Origin of the sequence: Streptomyces sp. NPDC021115, from assembly GCF_044333065.1 — a bacterium.
Taxonomy (GTDB): Bacteria; Actinomycetota; Actinomycetes; order Streptomycetales; family Streptomycetaceae; genus Streptomyces.
In genome coordinates this window covers 26,523-40,689 of the sequence record NZ_JBIRQF010000031.1, presented here as the reverse complement: position 1 = coordinate 40,689, position 14,167 = coordinate 26,523, and the positions used below count along the sequence as shown (strand labels likewise).

Below are 14,167 nucleotides of genomic sequence, written 5' to 3'. Positions count from 1 at the left end.
GGACAGTGGCGGGTGCGGCCCCTTCGGGCTGGGGGCGGCGTCAGGCGTGGGCCGCGGCGGGGGCCATCCGGCGCTCGACCCGGGCCCTGCGCGTCCCGTACAGGGTGATGGCCGTGGCGCCGACGACGGCCATCAGGCCGAGGGCGACGGTGCCGGGCCAGCCGCCCGTGTGGAAGGCCATGGCGCCGAGCGTGCCGCCCGCGCTGCTGCCGACGTAGTACGCGGTCTGGTAGAGCGCGGCGGCCTGGGCGCGGCCGGTCTTCGCGGTGCGGCTGACCGCCGAGGAGGCGGCGGCGTGGCCCGCGAAGAAGCCCGCGGTGATCAGGACCAGGCCGAGCAGCACCGCGGCCAGCGAGTCGGCGAGGCTCAGCAGGAGCCCGGCGGTGGTGGTGCTCACCGCGACGTACAGGGCGCCGCGGCGGCCGAGGCGGCCGACCAGCTTGCCGGTGGCGGCGGAGGAGACCGTGCCCACCAGGTAGATCAGGAAGATGGAGCCGATCATGCTCTGCGAGAGCCCGAAGGGCTCGCCCACCAGCCGGTAGCCGATCACCGTGTAGACGCCGCCGAAGACGGTCATGAAGAGCGCGCCGATGGCGTACAGGCGGCACAGCAGCGGGTCGGACAGGTGCCGGGTCACGGTGCGGGCCAGGGCCCGCGGACTGACCTTGGCGGGGGAGAAGTTGCGGGCCTTGGGGATCAGCAGCCGGAAGGCGATCGCGCACACCAGCGCCATGGCGCCGACCGCCGCGAGGCCCATCCGCCAGCCGTAGCCGTCGGCGACCCAGCCGGTGATGAGGCGGCCGCTCATGCCGCCGACGCTGTTGCCCGCCACGAACAGCCCGATCGCGCCGACCAGGGCCCGCGGTTCGACCTCCTCGGAGAGGTACGCCATCGCGGAGGCCGGGATTCCGGCGATCGCCGCGCCCTGGACCGCGCGCAGCGCGATCAGCCAGCCCAGGTCGGGGGCGTACGGAACCACCAGGGCGACCGCGACCGCGATCGTCAGCGAGACGGTCATCATCGTGCGGCGGCCGAACCGCTCGGACAGGGCGCTCAGCGGGACGACCATCAGCGCCAGCGCCAGAGTGGCCGCGGACACGCTCCAACTGGCCTGGTCGGCCTGGACGTGGAGGTCGTCGGAGATCGCGGGGAGCAGCGCCTGCGTCGAGTAGAGCAGGGCGAAGGTGGCGAGTCCGGCCGTGAAGAGGGCGAGCCTCATCCGGATGTAGCCGGGGCGGCCGGGGGCCATGCGCTCGGAGTCGGAGGAGACGGGCGGTGCGGAGGCGTCCACGCGGCTGTGGGTGGACGCCCCGGTATCAGCGGGAGGCATGGTTCGAAGGTAAGGACATCAGGTCTGATGCGTCCAATGCACAGAATGGCGATAATCGATCCACCACAGCATGAGCAGAGGTCAGGGGCGCTTATGTCACGCATCCGCAACGAAAAAGACATTCCGGTGACAGTGGAGGTCGAGGCCGAGTCCTGGGCGGCGGCCCTGACGCCCCGGCTCGCCCAGTTCGCCGCGGTCGCGCGCCATGAGCACGTCACCAGGGCCGCCCAGGAGCTGGAGGTGCCGCAGTCGACGCTCAGCCGGGCGATGGTGCGGCTGGAGGAGGACCTGGGCGTGGCGCTGTTCGCCCGCCGCGGCCGTACGGTGGCGCTCACTCCGGCGGGGCGCACCTTCCTGCACTCGGTGGAACGGGCGCTGGCCGAGGTCGACCGGGCCGCCGAGTCCGTACGGGCCGACGCGGACCCGGCCGCGGGCCGCATCGCGTTCGGCTTTCTGCACACCCTCGGCTCGGAGACCGTACCCGGCCTGATCCGCGGCTTCCGTGTCGGTCACCCCCGGGTCCGCTTCCAGCTCGTCCAGAACTACGGCGAGGCGATGATCGAGCGGATGCGCGCGGGCGGCCTCGACCTCTGTCTGACCTCGCCCGTCCCCGACGCCCCCGACCTGGTCGCCCGCCGCCTGGACGAGCAGCGGCTGCGGCTGGTGGTACCGGACGACCACCGGCTGGCCGGGCGCCGCCGGGTCCGGCTCGCCGAGGCGTCGGCGGAGCTGTTCGTGACGCTGGAGCCGGGCTACGGGCTGCGCCGGATCACCGACACCCTGTGCGCGGAGGCGGGCTTCACGCCGAAGATCGCGTTCGAGGGGGAGGAGGCCGAGACGATCCGCGGCCTCGTCGCCGCCGGGCTGGGCGTGGCGCTCCTCCCCCCGCCCGCGGTGCCGCGCCCGGGGGTCGCGGAGCTGACGGTCACCGCGCCGCGCGCGGTCCGCGAGATCGGCGTGGCCTGGTTGGACGGCCACCCCGACACGCCTCCGGTCGCCGCCTTCAAGCGGTTTCTGCTGAGCCGCCGGGGTCAGCTTCTCGACTGACGTCTTCGGGGTTGACGCCCTCTCGGCTGGCGTCTTCTCGGGTGAGGCTCACGGCTTCCGGGCTGATCAGGACGTCGATCCCGGCGCGCAGGAACCCCTCGAAGACGTCCTGGTTCTCCGCCGAGGCCAGCGCGGGGGTCTGGATGGTGCCGCGCATCAGGCTGGTGCCGAGCACCCAGGCGACCAGCAGTTCGGCCCGTACGTCGGCGTGCGGACCCTCCAGGCGGGCGGCGAACCGTTTCGTGAACATGTCGGTCAGCTCCTCGCGCAGCCGTCCGATGGCCTCGTCGCGGCTGGACGAGCGGAGCACGGTGAGCACGGGGTGGGGGAAGTCGACGTCCTTGGGCTCCCCGGCGATCAGGGCACTGAACCAGTCGGCGACGCAGTGAAGCGGAACGTCGAGCAGCGGCTCGAACACTTTGGACTTGCTCGACACCGTCTCGAACAGCGCCTCCTTTGAGCCGAAGTACCGGTAGACCAGGGCGGCGTCCACGCCGACGTCCCCGGCGATGTCGCGCACGCTGGTGCCGTCGTAGCCGTACCGGCCGAAACGGAAGGCGGCGGCGGACATCAGGGCGGTGCGGGTCCGCGCGGCGCTGCGCTTGCGCGCGGGCGTGGCGTCGGGCCCGGGGCAGGCTCCCGAAGTCCGGTCGTTCGCTGGTTCGTTCACCCGATAACTCCTCGCACAGTACGGCCGTTCGCCGGTCGCCCATCCTCCTGGCTCTGCCGACTGTCTCAAAGTCACCGATCGTTGTCATCGCTTGTTGACTTTCAGTCCGCCGCACCTGCACGATGATCGATAAGTCAACGATCGATGACTTAGGGGTTGGGAGATCATCTGTGTCTGATGTATCCGATGTGACTCATGTGTCCGGCCGACGGGTCGCCGTGATCGGAACCGGCTATGTCGGGCTGACCACCGGTGCCTGCCTGGCGTCCCTCGGCCACCACGTGGTGTGCGCGGACGCCGACTCCCAGAAGGTCCAGCGGCTGCGGCGGGCGGAGGTCGACATCCTCGAACCCGGTCTGCCGGACCTCGTCCGGGACACCGCGGCCAGCGGCCACCTGGAGTTCACGCAGGACACCGCGGCCGCCGTGGCCGACGCGGACGTGGTGTTCCTCTGCCTGCCGACGCCCATGGGCGCGGGCGGCGCGGCCGACCTGGCCGCCGTCGAGACGGTGGCCGGGGAGATCCGTACCGTCCTGCCGCGGGGCAGCGTGGTCGTCAACAAGTCCACCGTGCCCGTCGGCACCGCGCAGCGCGTCGCGGACCTGCTCGGCCGCCCGGACGTGACGGTGGTGAGCAACCCGGAATTCCTCCGCGAGGGCCGGGCCGTCCACGACTTCCTCTACCCGGACCGCATCGTGATCGGCGCCGAGAAGGAAGCGGACCGGGAGGCCGCCCAGCGCGTGGCCGACCTGTACGGCACGATCGACGCGCCCGTCGTGCTGACCGACGCCGCCAGCGCCGAACTCGCCAAGTACGCGGCGAACTTCTTCCTCGCCATGAAGCTGTCCTTCGCCAACAACCTGGCCACCCTCTGCGAGCACTTCGGCGCCGACATCGGCGATGTCACCGACGGCATCGGCCACGACCCCCGCATCGGCCCCGCGTTCCTGAAGCCCGGACCCGGCTGGGGCGGCTCCTGCCTGCCCAAGGACACCCACGCCCTGCTGACGATCTGCCAGGAGGCCGGGGTGGACTTCCCGCTGCTGCGGGCCACCATCGAGACCAACGTCGAGCACCAGTACCGGCTGGTCGCGCGCATCGCGGCCCAGCACGGGAGCGGCGACGGCTCGCTGCGCGGCGTGCGGCTCGCCCTGTTCGGCCTCACCTTCAAGGCGGGCACCTCCGACCTGCGCGACTCACCGGCCCTGGCCATCGCCCGGCTGCTGAAGGAGCGCGGCGCGGAACTCATCGGCTACGACCCGGCGTTGTGCGGCACCACCCGCCCCGACCTCAGCGATCTGCTCACCCTCGTCGACGATCCGCTGGACGCGGCGGCCGGTGCGGACGCGTGCGTCGTCCTCACCGAGTGGCCGCAGCTGCGGGACCTCGACTGGGAGGCCGTCGCCGGGCGGCTCGCCACGCCCACCGTCCACGACTTCCGCAACCTCCTCGACCCGGTCCGGCTGGAGCGGGCCGGGCTGCGGTGGCACGGCGTCGGCCGTACGCCCGCCCTCGCGCCGCGCGGCTGAGCGTCACGTACGCCCGCACCGCGTCACGTACGCCCGTACCGCGTCACGTACGCCCGTACCGCCTCACCGAACAGAAAGGGTTCACCCCATGCGGGTCCTGTGCACCACAACCGGCAGCCCCTCCCACGGGCGTGCCCAGCTCCCCCTGCTCCGCGCCCTCGCGGCGGCCGGACACGAGGTGCTGGTGGTCACCAACCCCGGCCTGGCGCCGGTCTTCCAGGACGACGACGTCCGCCTTGACACCACCATGCCCGACCTCGACCCCCGGGCCCGGATGATGGAGCGCGCCGACGAACTGGCCGCGCTGCCGAAGGACGACACGGCCGTCCTGCACGGGGCGATCGCGAAGCTGATGTTCCGCGGCATGGCCGGGACCGGGGCGAAGATCTCCCTGGAGGGCGTCTTCCCGCTGGCCAAGGAGTTCCAGCCCGACCTCATCCTGCGCGACGGCTTCGACATGGGCGCCGTCCTGATCGCCGAGCGGCTGGGCATACCCCATCTGCCCACCCCCTCCGGGGCCATCAACGTCTGCGACCCGGTCGATCTGCTGCCGTACCTCAACGCCACCCGCGAGGAGATCGGGCTGCCCACCCACGACGACCCGCTGTCCCTCGTGCCGCACGGGCGCGTCGACTGCGTGCCGCCGGAGTTCACCTTCGCCCGCAACCTGCCCCCGACCTGGTCGTACCGGCAGACCGTGGACGTCGAGCGGGCCGCCGTCCTGCCGCGCTGGGTCGCCGAACTCCCCACCGACCGGCCGCTGGTGTACGCAGCCATCGGCACCGCGATGCCGAAGATGCTCGAAGCGAGCGCCGCCGGGAACGGCCCCGGAGAGGGCGCGCCCGAGATGCCCTTCGAGTTCCCGGACCCGACGACCGCGGTGCGCACCATCGCCGACGCCGTGTCGCGGCTGGAGGACTGCACCGTCGTCCTCACCACCTCGGGCATCCCGCTGGACACGGACAGCCTTCCGCCGCACGTCCACGTCACCGACCGGCTGCCGCAGCCGATGCTGCTGGAGTCCGTCGACCTGTTCCTCACCCACGGCGGCTTCAACAGCATCCGTGAGTCGCTGCGCACCGGCACCCCGCTGGCCGTCCTGCCGCAGTTCGGCGACCAGCACTCCAACGCCCGCCGGGTGGAGGAGCTGGGCATCGGCCGGGGCGTCACCGACACCGCGCCGGACGCCGTCGCCGCCGTCTGCCGGGACGTCCTCGCCGACGACGCCATCGCCGCCCGCGCCCGTACGGCACGGCTGGCGATGCTGGCCACGCCGGGCATCGAGACCGCCGTCGGCGATCTGGAGAAGCTCGTCGCATAACCCGCCCGCAGCCTGCCAACGGTACGAAGCGACCCCCGGGAAGAGACGGACCTCCTCGTGACCACCTCCGACACGACCGAGCGGGGCGCGGCCCCCGACGCGGACGGCCCGCCCGTACGGCTCACCCACCGCCAGATCACCACCGTCATGTCGGGTCTGGTGCTCGGGATGTTCCTGGGGGCGCTCGACGGGACCGTGGTGTCGTCCGCGCTGCGCACCATCGCGGACGACCTCCACGGCCTCACCGCCCAGGCCTGGGTGACCACGGCCTATCTGATCACCGCCACCATCGCGACCCCGCTGTACGGCAAGCTCTCCGACATCCACGGCCGCCGCCCGGTCTACCTGGTCGCGATCGTGCTGTTCACCATCGGTTCGCTGCTGTGCGGGATCGCGACCTCGGTGTACGAGCTGGCGGCGTTCCGGGCGGTGCAGGGCCTGGGCGGCGGCGGGCTGATGTCGCTCGCCATGACGATCATCGCCGACATCACCTCGCCCCGGGAACGCGGTCGCTACCAGGGCTACTTCATGGCGGTCTTCGGCGGTTCCAGCATCGTCGGGCCGCTCGTCGGCGGGGCGCTGGCGGGCCGCGAGACCCTGCTGGGGATCGACGGCTGGCGCTGGATCTTCCTGATCAACGTGCCGCTGGCGATCCTGGCCATCACCGTGATCCTGCGGGTGCTGCGCTTCGTCCCGCACCGCCCGGTGAAGCACCGGCTGGACTACGGCGGCGCGGCCGCCCTCGCCGTCGGGCTGGTCCCGCTGCTCACCGTGGCCGAGCAGGGGCGCAGCTGGGGCTGGGGCGCTCCGCTGTCGCTGGCCATGTACGCGGTCGGGGTGCTGGGCCTGGCCGGGTTCGCGCTGGTGGAGCGGCGGATGGGGGACGCGGCGCTGCTGCCGCCGCGGATGTTCCGCATCAGGTCGTTCCGGCTGGGCACGACGCTGCACTTCATCGTCGGCATCGGGATGTTCGGCGCGATGACGACGCTGCCGCTGTATCTCCAGCTGGTGAAGGGCATGACCCCGATCGAGGCGGGGCTCGCCACGCTGCCCACCGTCGCGGCGAACCTGACGGTCACGCTGGTCGTCGGCCGTCTGATCTCGCGGACCGGGCGGTTCAAGGTCTATCTGGTGACGGGCATCGGCTCGTTCGCCGCGGCCATGGTCGTCTACGCGACGCTGGGGGTGGACAGCCCGCTGTGGCACGTCTCCCTCGGCATGGTGTTCATGGGCGCCGGTCTTGGCGCGGCGATGCAGACGCTCACCACCCTCGCCCAGAGCGAGGTGCCCCGTAAGGACATGGGCGCCGCGACCGCTTCGGTGAACTTCTTCCGCTCCAACGGCGGCACGGTGGGCGCCGCCGCCTTCGTCTCCATCCTCTTCTCGTTCGCGGGGACGCGGATCGGCGACCGCTTCACCGAGGCGCTCCAGCATCCCTCGTACCGCCAGCTCGCCGAACAGCCATCGAACGCGGAGGCGTTGAAGGCGGCGGTCGGTCCCGGCGGCAAGGTCAACCTGGAGGACTCCGCCTTCCTCCACACCCTCGATCCGCGGGTCGCCCAGCCGTTCCTGGAGGGGTACGTCGGCTCGCTGCGGATCGTGTTCCTCACCGGCGCAGCGGTGATCCTGCTGGCCTTCCTGATCGCCGCCTGGCGGGTGCCGGACCTCACGCTGTCGGACGAGTAGGCCCGGCACCCCGCCCCGCGGCCTACTGGAGCGGGGAGTCCGGCGGCGGAATCCCCATGATGCGCTCCCGGTCGACGGCCTCCACCCCGTCGACCGCCTCCAGCAGCGGGATCCGCTCCTCGGCGATGGTGCCGGTCAGGAAGCCGAGCATCGGCTGTTCACGGGTGACCGTGAGACCGGCTTCGCGGGCGGCCCGCACCACCTCCGCGAACCGGTCGGGGTCGACCGACACGATCACCCCGACCGGTCCTGACGCCTCGTTCACGGGGCCGGGTCCCGTCACGGCGCCTGGAGCAGACCGGCGCCGATGTCCGTGGCGGGAGCCGGCAGCGGGTACGCCCCGGAGAGCAGCCGGGCCCGCAGGTCGGCCGTCGAGGACTCCGGATGTGCCTGGGCGAGCAGCGCGAGCACCCCGGCGGCGTGCGGGGTGGCCATGCTGGTGCCGCTCAGCGTCTGGTACGAGCCGTCCGGCGCGGCCGAGAACACATCGAAGCCGGGCGCCGCGATGTTCACCTCGCCGCCCTCGCCGTTGATGGCGCCGCACGAGAAGAACGCCGTCGCCAGCTCCTTGCCGAGTGCGGCCACCGCCAGGGCGGAGGGGCAGTTGGCGGGCCGGTCGACGGGGGCCACGAACCCCGGCCGCCGGCTCTCGTTGCCCGCCGCGGCGATGGTGATCGTGCCCGGTCGGCGGTGGAGCGCGCGCCGGAACACGTTCTCGTACGTCTGCGGGAACAGCTCCCCGGGGGCGACCGGCGCCCCCAGCGACATGGAGATCACCCGGGCGCCGTGCGCGACGGCCCAGGCGATGCCCGCCAGGATCTGCCCGTCGGTGCCGCTGCCGCGGTCGTTCAGCACCTTGCCGGCCAGGATCCGCGCTTCGCCCGCCACTCCGTAACGGGGCGCGTGTTCGGGCTTCGCGGGACCGGCGACGGTGCCGATGCAGTGGGTGCCGTGGCCATTGCCGTCCTCCACGCTCGCGCCGGGCACGAAGGACGCCGTCTCCTCCAGGCATCCCGCCAGGTCCGGGTGTTGGGTGGCCACCCCGGTGTCCAGCACGGCCACCTTCACCCCGCGCCCGGTCAGGAGGGAGAAGTTCGCCCGGATCGCCTGGAGGCCCCAGGTGACGCTCTCCTCGTCCCAGGCCGGGCCCAGCGAGGAGGCGAGTTCGGCCCTGGTGTGGCGGTCGACCTCGTCCTCGTCGCTGCGGTACGTCGGGAAGAACCCGGTCAGGGTCCGCTGCGGTTCGGTGATCACGGAGGCGTACACCATCCGCTCCGGTTCGGCCGCGATGATCGTGGGCTCCGCCTGCGCCGTGGTCACCAGCGTGTGCCGCTGCTCGGGTGACACTTCGACGACGGCCGCGCCGAGGTCGTCGAACAGCACCGACACATCGGGACGTTGGAGCAGTTCGGCGGCGCCGGTGGCCTCGGTGCCACGGACGCGTTCGACGGACGCGATCCCCGCGGACGAGCGCAGCGCGTTCAGTCCGGCCTCCGTCTCCCGCTGGTCGAGCAGCACCACATAGCGGCCGGTGTACTCGGTGGCGTGCGGCATCAGCGGCACATCGGCCCGCTCGGGATGTTCGCCATTGGGCGGCCTGCCCATGGGTCCGTTCGTCATGGGATTCTCCGCTTCTTGAGCTTGCGTGCGCTGTCTCCCCCGAGGGAGGGGACGTGCGCCGCTGCGCGCGGAGGGTGGGGCGACGCCCCCACTCATCCACCGTCACCCCGCCCACCGAGGCCCGCAACTCAGCCGATCAGCCCTGCCATTCGTACGTCACAGTGACAAAAAAGAGTCAAAACGGAACATAACGGACTCAAGAGTTTAGCTTTACGTCATGAATTCTCACTCTGTGTCCGTCGCGTCGACCGAGACGCGGTCGCGACGCCCCCGGCTGCCCCGGCGCCGTTCAGTCGTCTCGGCGGTCGCCGCGCTGGCCGTCGGCCTGGGCGGCACCTCGGCGGCCGCCGCCCACCACGGGACCTTCCTCGGCCCGCTGCACACGGTCACCACGATCGCGTCCACCGTCCCCGCCAACGGGGACCTCAACCCGTACGGCACGGCCGTCGTCCCGCAGAGCATCGGCGCTCTGCACAAGGACAACGTGCTGGTCAGCAACTTCAACGACGCCGCCAACGAGCAGGGCACCGGCACCACCATCGTCCAGGTGAAGCCGAACGGCGGCGTCAGCCAGTTCGCCCGGATCAACCCGAGCCGGCTCCCGAGCCCCTGCACCGGCGGCATCGGCCTCACCACCGCGCTGTCCATCCTGCCCGGCGGCTGGGTCGTGGTCGGCAGCCTGCCCACCGGCGACGGGAACGCCGCCAACGCCGAGGCCGGATGTCTGCTGGTGCTGGACAGCCGCGGAACCGTCCGCGAGACGTTCACCGGACACGGCATCAACGGCCCCTGGGACATGACCGCGGTCAGCCACGGCAACCGCGCCGACCTGTTCGTCACCAACGTGCTCAACGGCACGGTCGCGGGCGGCGGCAATGTGGTCAACCGGGGCACCGTGCTCCGCATCGCCCTCAAGCTGCACGGCAACCAGCCGCCGACCCGCGAGAAGACCACGAAGATCGGCTCCGGCTTCGCCCAGCGGACCGACCCGGACGCCCTCGTCGTCGGTCCCACCGGCGTCGGCCTCGGCCACGACGGCACCCTCTACGTGGCCGACACCGTCAACAGCCGCATCGCGGCCATCCCGGACGCCCTCAAGCGCGAGAACAGCGCGGGCACCGGCCGCACCGTCAGCTCCGGCGGCGCGCTCAACGGCCCGCTCGGGCTCGCCATCGCGCCGAACAACAACATCCTCACCGTCAACGGCGGTGACGGGAACATCGTCGAGACCACCCCGGCCGGCCGCCAGGTGGCCATCCGTCAGCTGGACTCCACCGGCACCCCGCCGGGCGCCGGCGCGCTGTTCGGACTGGCGGTCGCACCGAACGGCCGCTCGGTGTACTTCGTCGACGACGCCTCCAACACCCTGAACCTGCTCCACTGACCGGCGACTGATCCTCGGCCACCCCTCGCGAGGGGTGGCCGAGGCGTTTCAGCGCCGCAGCGTGGAGCCGAACCCCGCGGCCAGCGGCATGCGCAGGCCCAGCGGGGGCGGCGCGGCCAGCGCGTCGGCCACCGGGCGGGAGTAGCCGGTGGCGAAGAGGGAGCCGAGGAGGAAGTCGATGGCCAGCGCCTGCACCTCGGAGCGGTGCTGGTGCAGCCCGTGGCCGTCGGTGTGCACCTCGAAGCGGCACACATCGCGGTTGACCTTCTTGGCCCGCTCGGCGAGCCGGTACGACAGCTCGGGGTCGACGCGCTCGTCGTTCGTCCCGTGGGCGATCAGCACCTGCCGCCCCACCAGGTGCTTGACCGGTTCGGGCTCCAGCGCGTCCGCCTCCTCCGGCAGCCAGGGCGCCAGCGCCACCACCGAGGCGACGGCGGGATGCCCGGCGGCGCGCAGCGCGGCGCGGGCGCCCATGCCGTGGCCCGCGAGGCACACGGGGACGTCGCCGTAGCGCCGTACGACCTCCTGGGTGGCCCATTCGGCGTCGGCGGCCGCGGCCGCGTCGGGCCCGTTCCAGCCGCGGTGGCGGTAGTGGACGACATGGGCGGCCAGCCCCTCCTCCTGGCCCGCCCGGACCAGTCGGCGGGCCAGCGGCAGCACGGCCGCGGCGGACATCCGGGTGGGTTTCCTGGTGCCGCCTTCCGGGTCACCGCCCGGAAGCAGCAACACCACACCGTGCACGGTCCTCCGCGAGGCGGCCGCGCCCATCGGCCGCCCCAGCCGGGCGCCCCGTTCGGGCAACGCTTGCTGAGCCATGGCAAAACGATCGCAGAACGCGGAGTGGAGTCCACTACCCGTGCGGGTCACTGTTCCGTATCTATCCGCGACGGTCTACGCGCGTAGGGGCTATGGTGCGCAGATGACGAGCGAGCACACCCACCAGCCCACCCCCGAACAGATCCGCCGTGCCCCCAAGGTGCTGCTGCACGACCACCTCGACGGTGGGCTGCGCCCCGGCACGGTCATCGACCTCGCCCGGGAGACCGGATACGAGGCACTGCCGGAGCACGAGGCCGACAAGCTCGGCCTCTGGTTCCGCGAGGCCGCCGACTCCGGCTCGCTGGAGCGCTACCTGGAGACGTTCGCCCACACCTGCGCCGTCATGCAGACGAAGGACGCCCTGGTCCGGGTCGCCGCCGAATGCGTCGAGGACCTGGCCGAGGACGGCGTCGTCTACGCCGAGATCCGCTACGCCCCCGAGCAGCACCTCACCCAGGGGCTCACCCTGGAGCAGGTCGTCGAGGCGGTGAACGAGGGCTTCCGCGAGGGCGAGCGGCGGGCCCACGAGAACGGTCACCGCATCCGCGTCGGCGCCCTCCTCACCGCGATGCGCCACGCGGCCCGCGCCCTGGAGATCGCCGAACTCGCCAACCGCTACCGCGACCTCGGCGTCGTCGGCTTCGACATCGCGGGCGCCGAGGCGGGCTTCCCGCCCACCCGCCACCTGGACGCCTTCGAGTACCTGAAGCGGGAGAACAACCACTTCACGATCCACGCGGGTGAGGCGTTCGGGCTGCCCTCCATCTGGCAGGCGCTCCAGTGGTGCGGCGCCGACCGGCTGGGCCACGGGGTGCGCATCATCGACGACATCGAGGTCGCCGACGACGGCTCCATCACGCTGGGCCGCCTCGCCAGTTACGTCCGGGACAAGCGCATCCCGCTGGAGCTGTGCCCGACATCCAACCTCCAGACGGGCGCGGCCACCTCGTACGCCGACCACCCCATCGGGCTGCTGCGCCGTCTGCATTTCCGGGCCACGGTCAATACCGATAATCGCTTGATGAGTGGTACGAGCATGAGCGCCGAATTCCAGCACCTGGTCTCGACGTTCCGGTACACGCTGGACGACATGCAGTGGTTCACCGTTAATGCGATGAAGTCGGCCTTCATTCCTTTCGGTGAACGTCTGGCGATGATCAATGACGTGATCAAGCCTGGGTATGCTGAATTAAAGTCCGAATGGCTGTTCCGGCAGGTGGGCTCGACCACCGCTGTGACCAGGGGATCCATGGTCGAGGGCAGCTGATCGTACGGACGGAAGAAAAGGCCGGGGAAAGGGTTCGGCGGCCCCTCGGCCACCGCTTTTCCCTGTTTGCGGGCGTCCGAAAGCCGGGGCTACGTTTCGGTATCGGTCAAGCCCCCCGTCTGCAAGGACAGATTTCTGATGAAGCAGGGAACCCTCAAGACCCTCGGCGTGATGGCTCTCGGCGCCGCCACCCTCGTGGCCGGAGCCGGCGTCGCGTCCGCTGCCGCAGCCCCGGGCCCGAACGGCTCCGGTGCCGCGAGCTTCGGCACCCCGGGCGTCGGCGTCTCCGGCCCGCAAGGGGCGCTCCCCGGCGGCCAGGCCCCCGGCAAGACCGCCGCCCGTCCCGACGCCAAGCGGCCCGGCCAGTCCGACGGCCAGGGCCTGCTCGGCGGGCTCGGTGGGCTCGGTGGGCTCAAGAACCTGCCCACCAACAACCTCATGCGCCTGGGCTGATCCTCCGTCCGGCGCACCCGGGCCGCACACCCGCCCCCGGGTGTGCGGCCCGGCGCCGTCACCGCCCCGCGCGGCGTCACCGGCCCGGCGTCACCAGGCTTCGCGGTAGGAGTCCTCCGCCGGAAGGAGGATCCACAGCGCGATGTAGAGCAGGAACTGCGGGCCCGGCAGCAGGCAGGAGACCAGGAAGATCACCCGCATCGTGGTCGGGGTCGTCCCGAAGCGGCGGGCCAGACCGGCGCAGACACCGGCGATCATCTTCTGGTGGCGGGGGCGTACCAGTGCGGCAGCCATGATGGCGGCTCCTCAACGTATCGGTTCGTACCGTCTCGGATCGTGTTGCCCGAGCTGATACCTCCACGCTAGGTCCGTCAGCCGGAGGAGGCGTCGCTCCACGGTGCGAGGCCGACCCTGGTCATCGTCGGGGTCATCGGCCGGGGGCTCTCCTCCCGGGGGAGGGCCGCGCCCCGGGCCCGGTCGGCCCGGCGGCGTACCAGGGCCCGTACGGCGGGCACCACCAGCAGATGCGCGAGCGCGACCCCGACGGTGTTCAGCAGCAGCGCGTCCACGCTCACGATCTGGCCGGTCACCTCGCTGCGCAGCAGGGCGATCGCCATGGCCGCCATCGCGCCGGTGAAGGTCGTCCGGACGAACGAGGCGAACGGGTACGCGTCCACCCGGCCCGCGGCCAGCGGCAGCAGCACCCCAAGCGGCGCGAGCAGCAGCAGCCCGCCGCCGATCGAACGGGCCGCGGCCCACGGGGTGAGCGCCAGATCGGCGCGGATGGCGCCCAGCGGTTCCAGGGTCTCGGCCGTCACCCACGGCACGGTCAGCGGGCGCAGGGTCAGCCAGCAGACGAACGCAAGGTGGGCGACGAGGAGAAGGAGACCCGCGGCGCGGTAGCGGAAGGCGGCCCGACGGCCGAAACGACCCTGCACGTATCTCAGGACGCGACCGGCCCGGGTCCCGGTTCCGCGCGCACGCCGCTGGTCAGTAACGGGATACCGACGGGTCGGTAACCGAATCGCCACGGGAAACGGG

14 protein-coding genes are annotated in these 14,167 nt (G+C 71.9%); 7 read left to right on the top strand and 7 right to left on the bottom strand.

Annotation, left to right across the window (positions count from 1 at the left end; genetic code table 11):
- Positions 1-40: 40 nt before the first annotated feature.
- A complete protein-coding gene (locus ACH4TL_RS44140; RefSeq protein ID WP_398330862.1) occupies positions 41-1,330 on the bottom strand; it encodes an MFS transporter in 1,290 nt (429 codons plus the stop codon).
- A gap of 93 nt (positions 1,331-1,423) precedes the next feature.
- Here ACH4TL_RS44140 and ACH4TL_RS44135 point away from each other — a divergent pair, with 93 nt between their 5' ends.
- Positions 1,424-2,377: a LysR family transcriptional regulator gene (locus ACH4TL_RS44135; RefSeq protein WP_398330865.1), complete on the top strand. Its 954-nt coding sequence runs from the start codon at positions 1,424-1,426 to the stop codon at positions 2,375-2,377.
- Here ACH4TL_RS44135 and ACH4TL_RS44130 read toward each other — a convergent pair.
- Entirely contained in the window at positions 2,334-3,047 is a 714-nt protein-coding gene (locus tag ACH4TL_RS44130) for a TetR/AcrR family transcriptional regulator (protein ID WP_398330868.1), read from the bottom strand. The two genes, ACH4TL_RS44135 and ACH4TL_RS44130, sit on opposite strands and share 44 nt — an antisense overlap.
- Before the next feature lie 218 nt (positions 3,048-3,265).
- Between ACH4TL_RS44130 and ACH4TL_RS44125 the strand changes: the two genes are divergently transcribed.
- From ACH4TL_RS44125 to ACH4TL_RS44115, 3 genes are all read left to right on the top strand, one after another.
- Entirely contained in the window at positions 3,266-4,576 is a 1,311-nt protein-coding gene (locus ACH4TL_RS44125) for a UDP-glucose dehydrogenase family protein (protein ID WP_398330984.1), read from the top strand.
- 88 nt (positions 4,577-4,664) lie between these two features.
- Entirely contained in the window at positions 4,665-5,897 is a 1,233-nt protein-coding gene (locus ACH4TL_RS44120) for a glycosyltransferase (protein ID WP_398330871.1), read from the top strand.
- 57 nt (positions 5,898-5,954) lie between these two features.
- The gene (locus tag ACH4TL_RS44115) at positions 5,955-7,583 is read left to right on the top strand and encodes an MDR family MFS transporter (RefSeq protein WP_398330874.1); all 1,629 of its coding nucleotides are present in this window, start codon (positions 5,955-5,957) and stop codon (positions 7,581-7,583) included.
- A 22-nt stretch (positions 7,584-7,605) separates the two neighbouring features.
- On the opposite strand, the gene ACH4TL_RS44110 is transcribed toward ACH4TL_RS44115, so the two are convergent.
- On the bottom strand, positions 7,606-7,848 hold the full coding sequence (locus ACH4TL_RS44110) for a hypothetical protein (RefSeq protein ID WP_398330877.1): 243 nt from the start codon (positions 7,846-7,848) through the stop codon (positions 7,606-7,608).
- Positions 7,849-7,862: 14 nt separating this feature from the next.
- Positions 7,863-9,203 (bottom strand): S8 family peptidase, encoded by a 1,341-nt coding sequence (locus ACH4TL_RS44105; protein WP_398330880.1) that lies wholly within the window; start codon positions 9,201-9,203, stop codon positions 7,863-7,865.
- Positions 9,204-9,420: 217 nt separating this feature from the next.
- Here ACH4TL_RS44105 and ACH4TL_RS44100 point away from each other — a divergent pair, with 217 nt between their 5' ends.
- Complete coding sequence (locus ACH4TL_RS44100) at positions 9,421-10,587, top strand: hypothetical protein (protein WP_398330883.1); 1,167 nt, start codon at positions 9,421-9,423, stop codon at positions 10,585-10,587.
- Between the two features lie 48 nt (positions 10,588-10,635).
- Here the strand turns inward: ACH4TL_RS44100 and ACH4TL_RS44095 are convergent, their stop codons facing one another.
- A complete protein-coding gene (locus tag ACH4TL_RS44095) occupies positions 10,636-11,403 on the bottom strand; it encodes an alpha/beta hydrolase (RefSeq protein WP_398330886.1) in 768 nt (255 codons plus the stop codon).
- Positions 11,404-11,506: 103 nt separating this feature from the next.
- Here ACH4TL_RS44095 and ACH4TL_RS44090 point away from each other — a divergent pair, with 103 nt between their 5' ends.
- On the top strand, positions 11,507-12,673 hold the full coding sequence (locus ACH4TL_RS44090; RefSeq protein WP_398330889.1) for an adenosine deaminase: 1,167 nt from the start codon (positions 11,507-11,509) through the stop codon (positions 12,671-12,673).
- Positions 12,674-12,811: 138 nt separating this feature from the next.
- On the top strand, positions 12,812-13,126 hold the full coding sequence (locus ACH4TL_RS44085) for an ATP-binding protein (protein WP_398330892.1): 315 nt from the start codon (positions 12,812-12,814) through the stop codon (positions 13,124-13,126).
- Positions 13,127-13,216: 90 nt separating this feature from the next.
- On the opposite strand, the gene ACH4TL_RS44080 is transcribed toward ACH4TL_RS44085, so the two are convergent.
- Positions 13,217-13,420: a PspC domain-containing protein gene (locus ACH4TL_RS44080; protein WP_398330895.1), complete on the bottom strand. Its 204-nt coding sequence runs from the start codon at positions 13,418-13,420 to the stop codon at positions 13,217-13,219.
- A gap of 77 nt (positions 13,421-13,497) precedes the next feature.
- The gene (locus tag ACH4TL_RS44075) at positions 13,498-14,064 is read right to left on the bottom strand and encodes a VanZ family protein (protein ID WP_398330898.1); all 567 of its coding nucleotides are present in this window, start codon (positions 14,062-14,064) and stop codon (positions 13,498-13,500) included.
- Positions 14,065-14,167 lie beyond the last annotated feature (103 nt).

What these genes read in the sequence shown, in the direction of transcription:
- ACH4TL_RS44140 (WP_398330862.1), bottom strand. Translation starts at nt 1,330, where the DNA reads ATGCCTCCCGCTGATACCGGGGCGTCCACCCACAGCCGCGTGGACGCC.
- ACH4TL_RS44135 (WP_398330865.1), top strand. Translation starts at nt 1,424, where the DNA reads ATGTCACGCATCCGCAACGAAAAAGACATTCCGGTGACAGTGGAGGTC.
- ACH4TL_RS44120 (WP_398330871.1), top strand. Translation starts at nt 4,665, where the DNA reads ATGCGGGTCCTGTGCACCACAACCGGCAGCCCCTCCCACGGGCGTGCC.
- ACH4TL_RS44105 (WP_398330880.1), bottom strand. Translation starts at nt 9,203, where the DNA reads ATGACGAACGGACCCATGGGCAGGCCGCCCAATGGCGAACATCCCGAG.
- ACH4TL_RS44100 (WP_398330883.1), top strand. Translation starts at nt 9,421, where the DNA reads ATGAATTCTCACTCTGTGTCCGTCGCGTCGACCGAGACGCGGTCGCGA.
- ACH4TL_RS44095 (WP_398330886.1), bottom strand. Translation starts at nt 11,403, where the DNA reads ATGGCTCAGCAAGCGTTGCCCGAACGGGGCGCCCGGCTGGGGCGGCCG.
- ACH4TL_RS44090 (WP_398330889.1), top strand. Translation starts at nt 11,507, where the DNA reads ATGACGAGCGAGCACACCCACCAGCCCACCCCCGAACAGATCCGCCGT.
- ACH4TL_RS44085 (WP_398330892.1), top strand. Translation starts at nt 12,812, where the DNA reads ATGAAGCAGGGAACCCTCAAGACCCTCGGCGTGATGGCTCTCGGCGCC.
- ACH4TL_RS44080 (WP_398330895.1), bottom strand. Translation starts at nt 13,420, where the DNA reads ATGGCTGCCGCACTGGTACGCCCCCGCCACCAGAAGATGATCGCCGGT.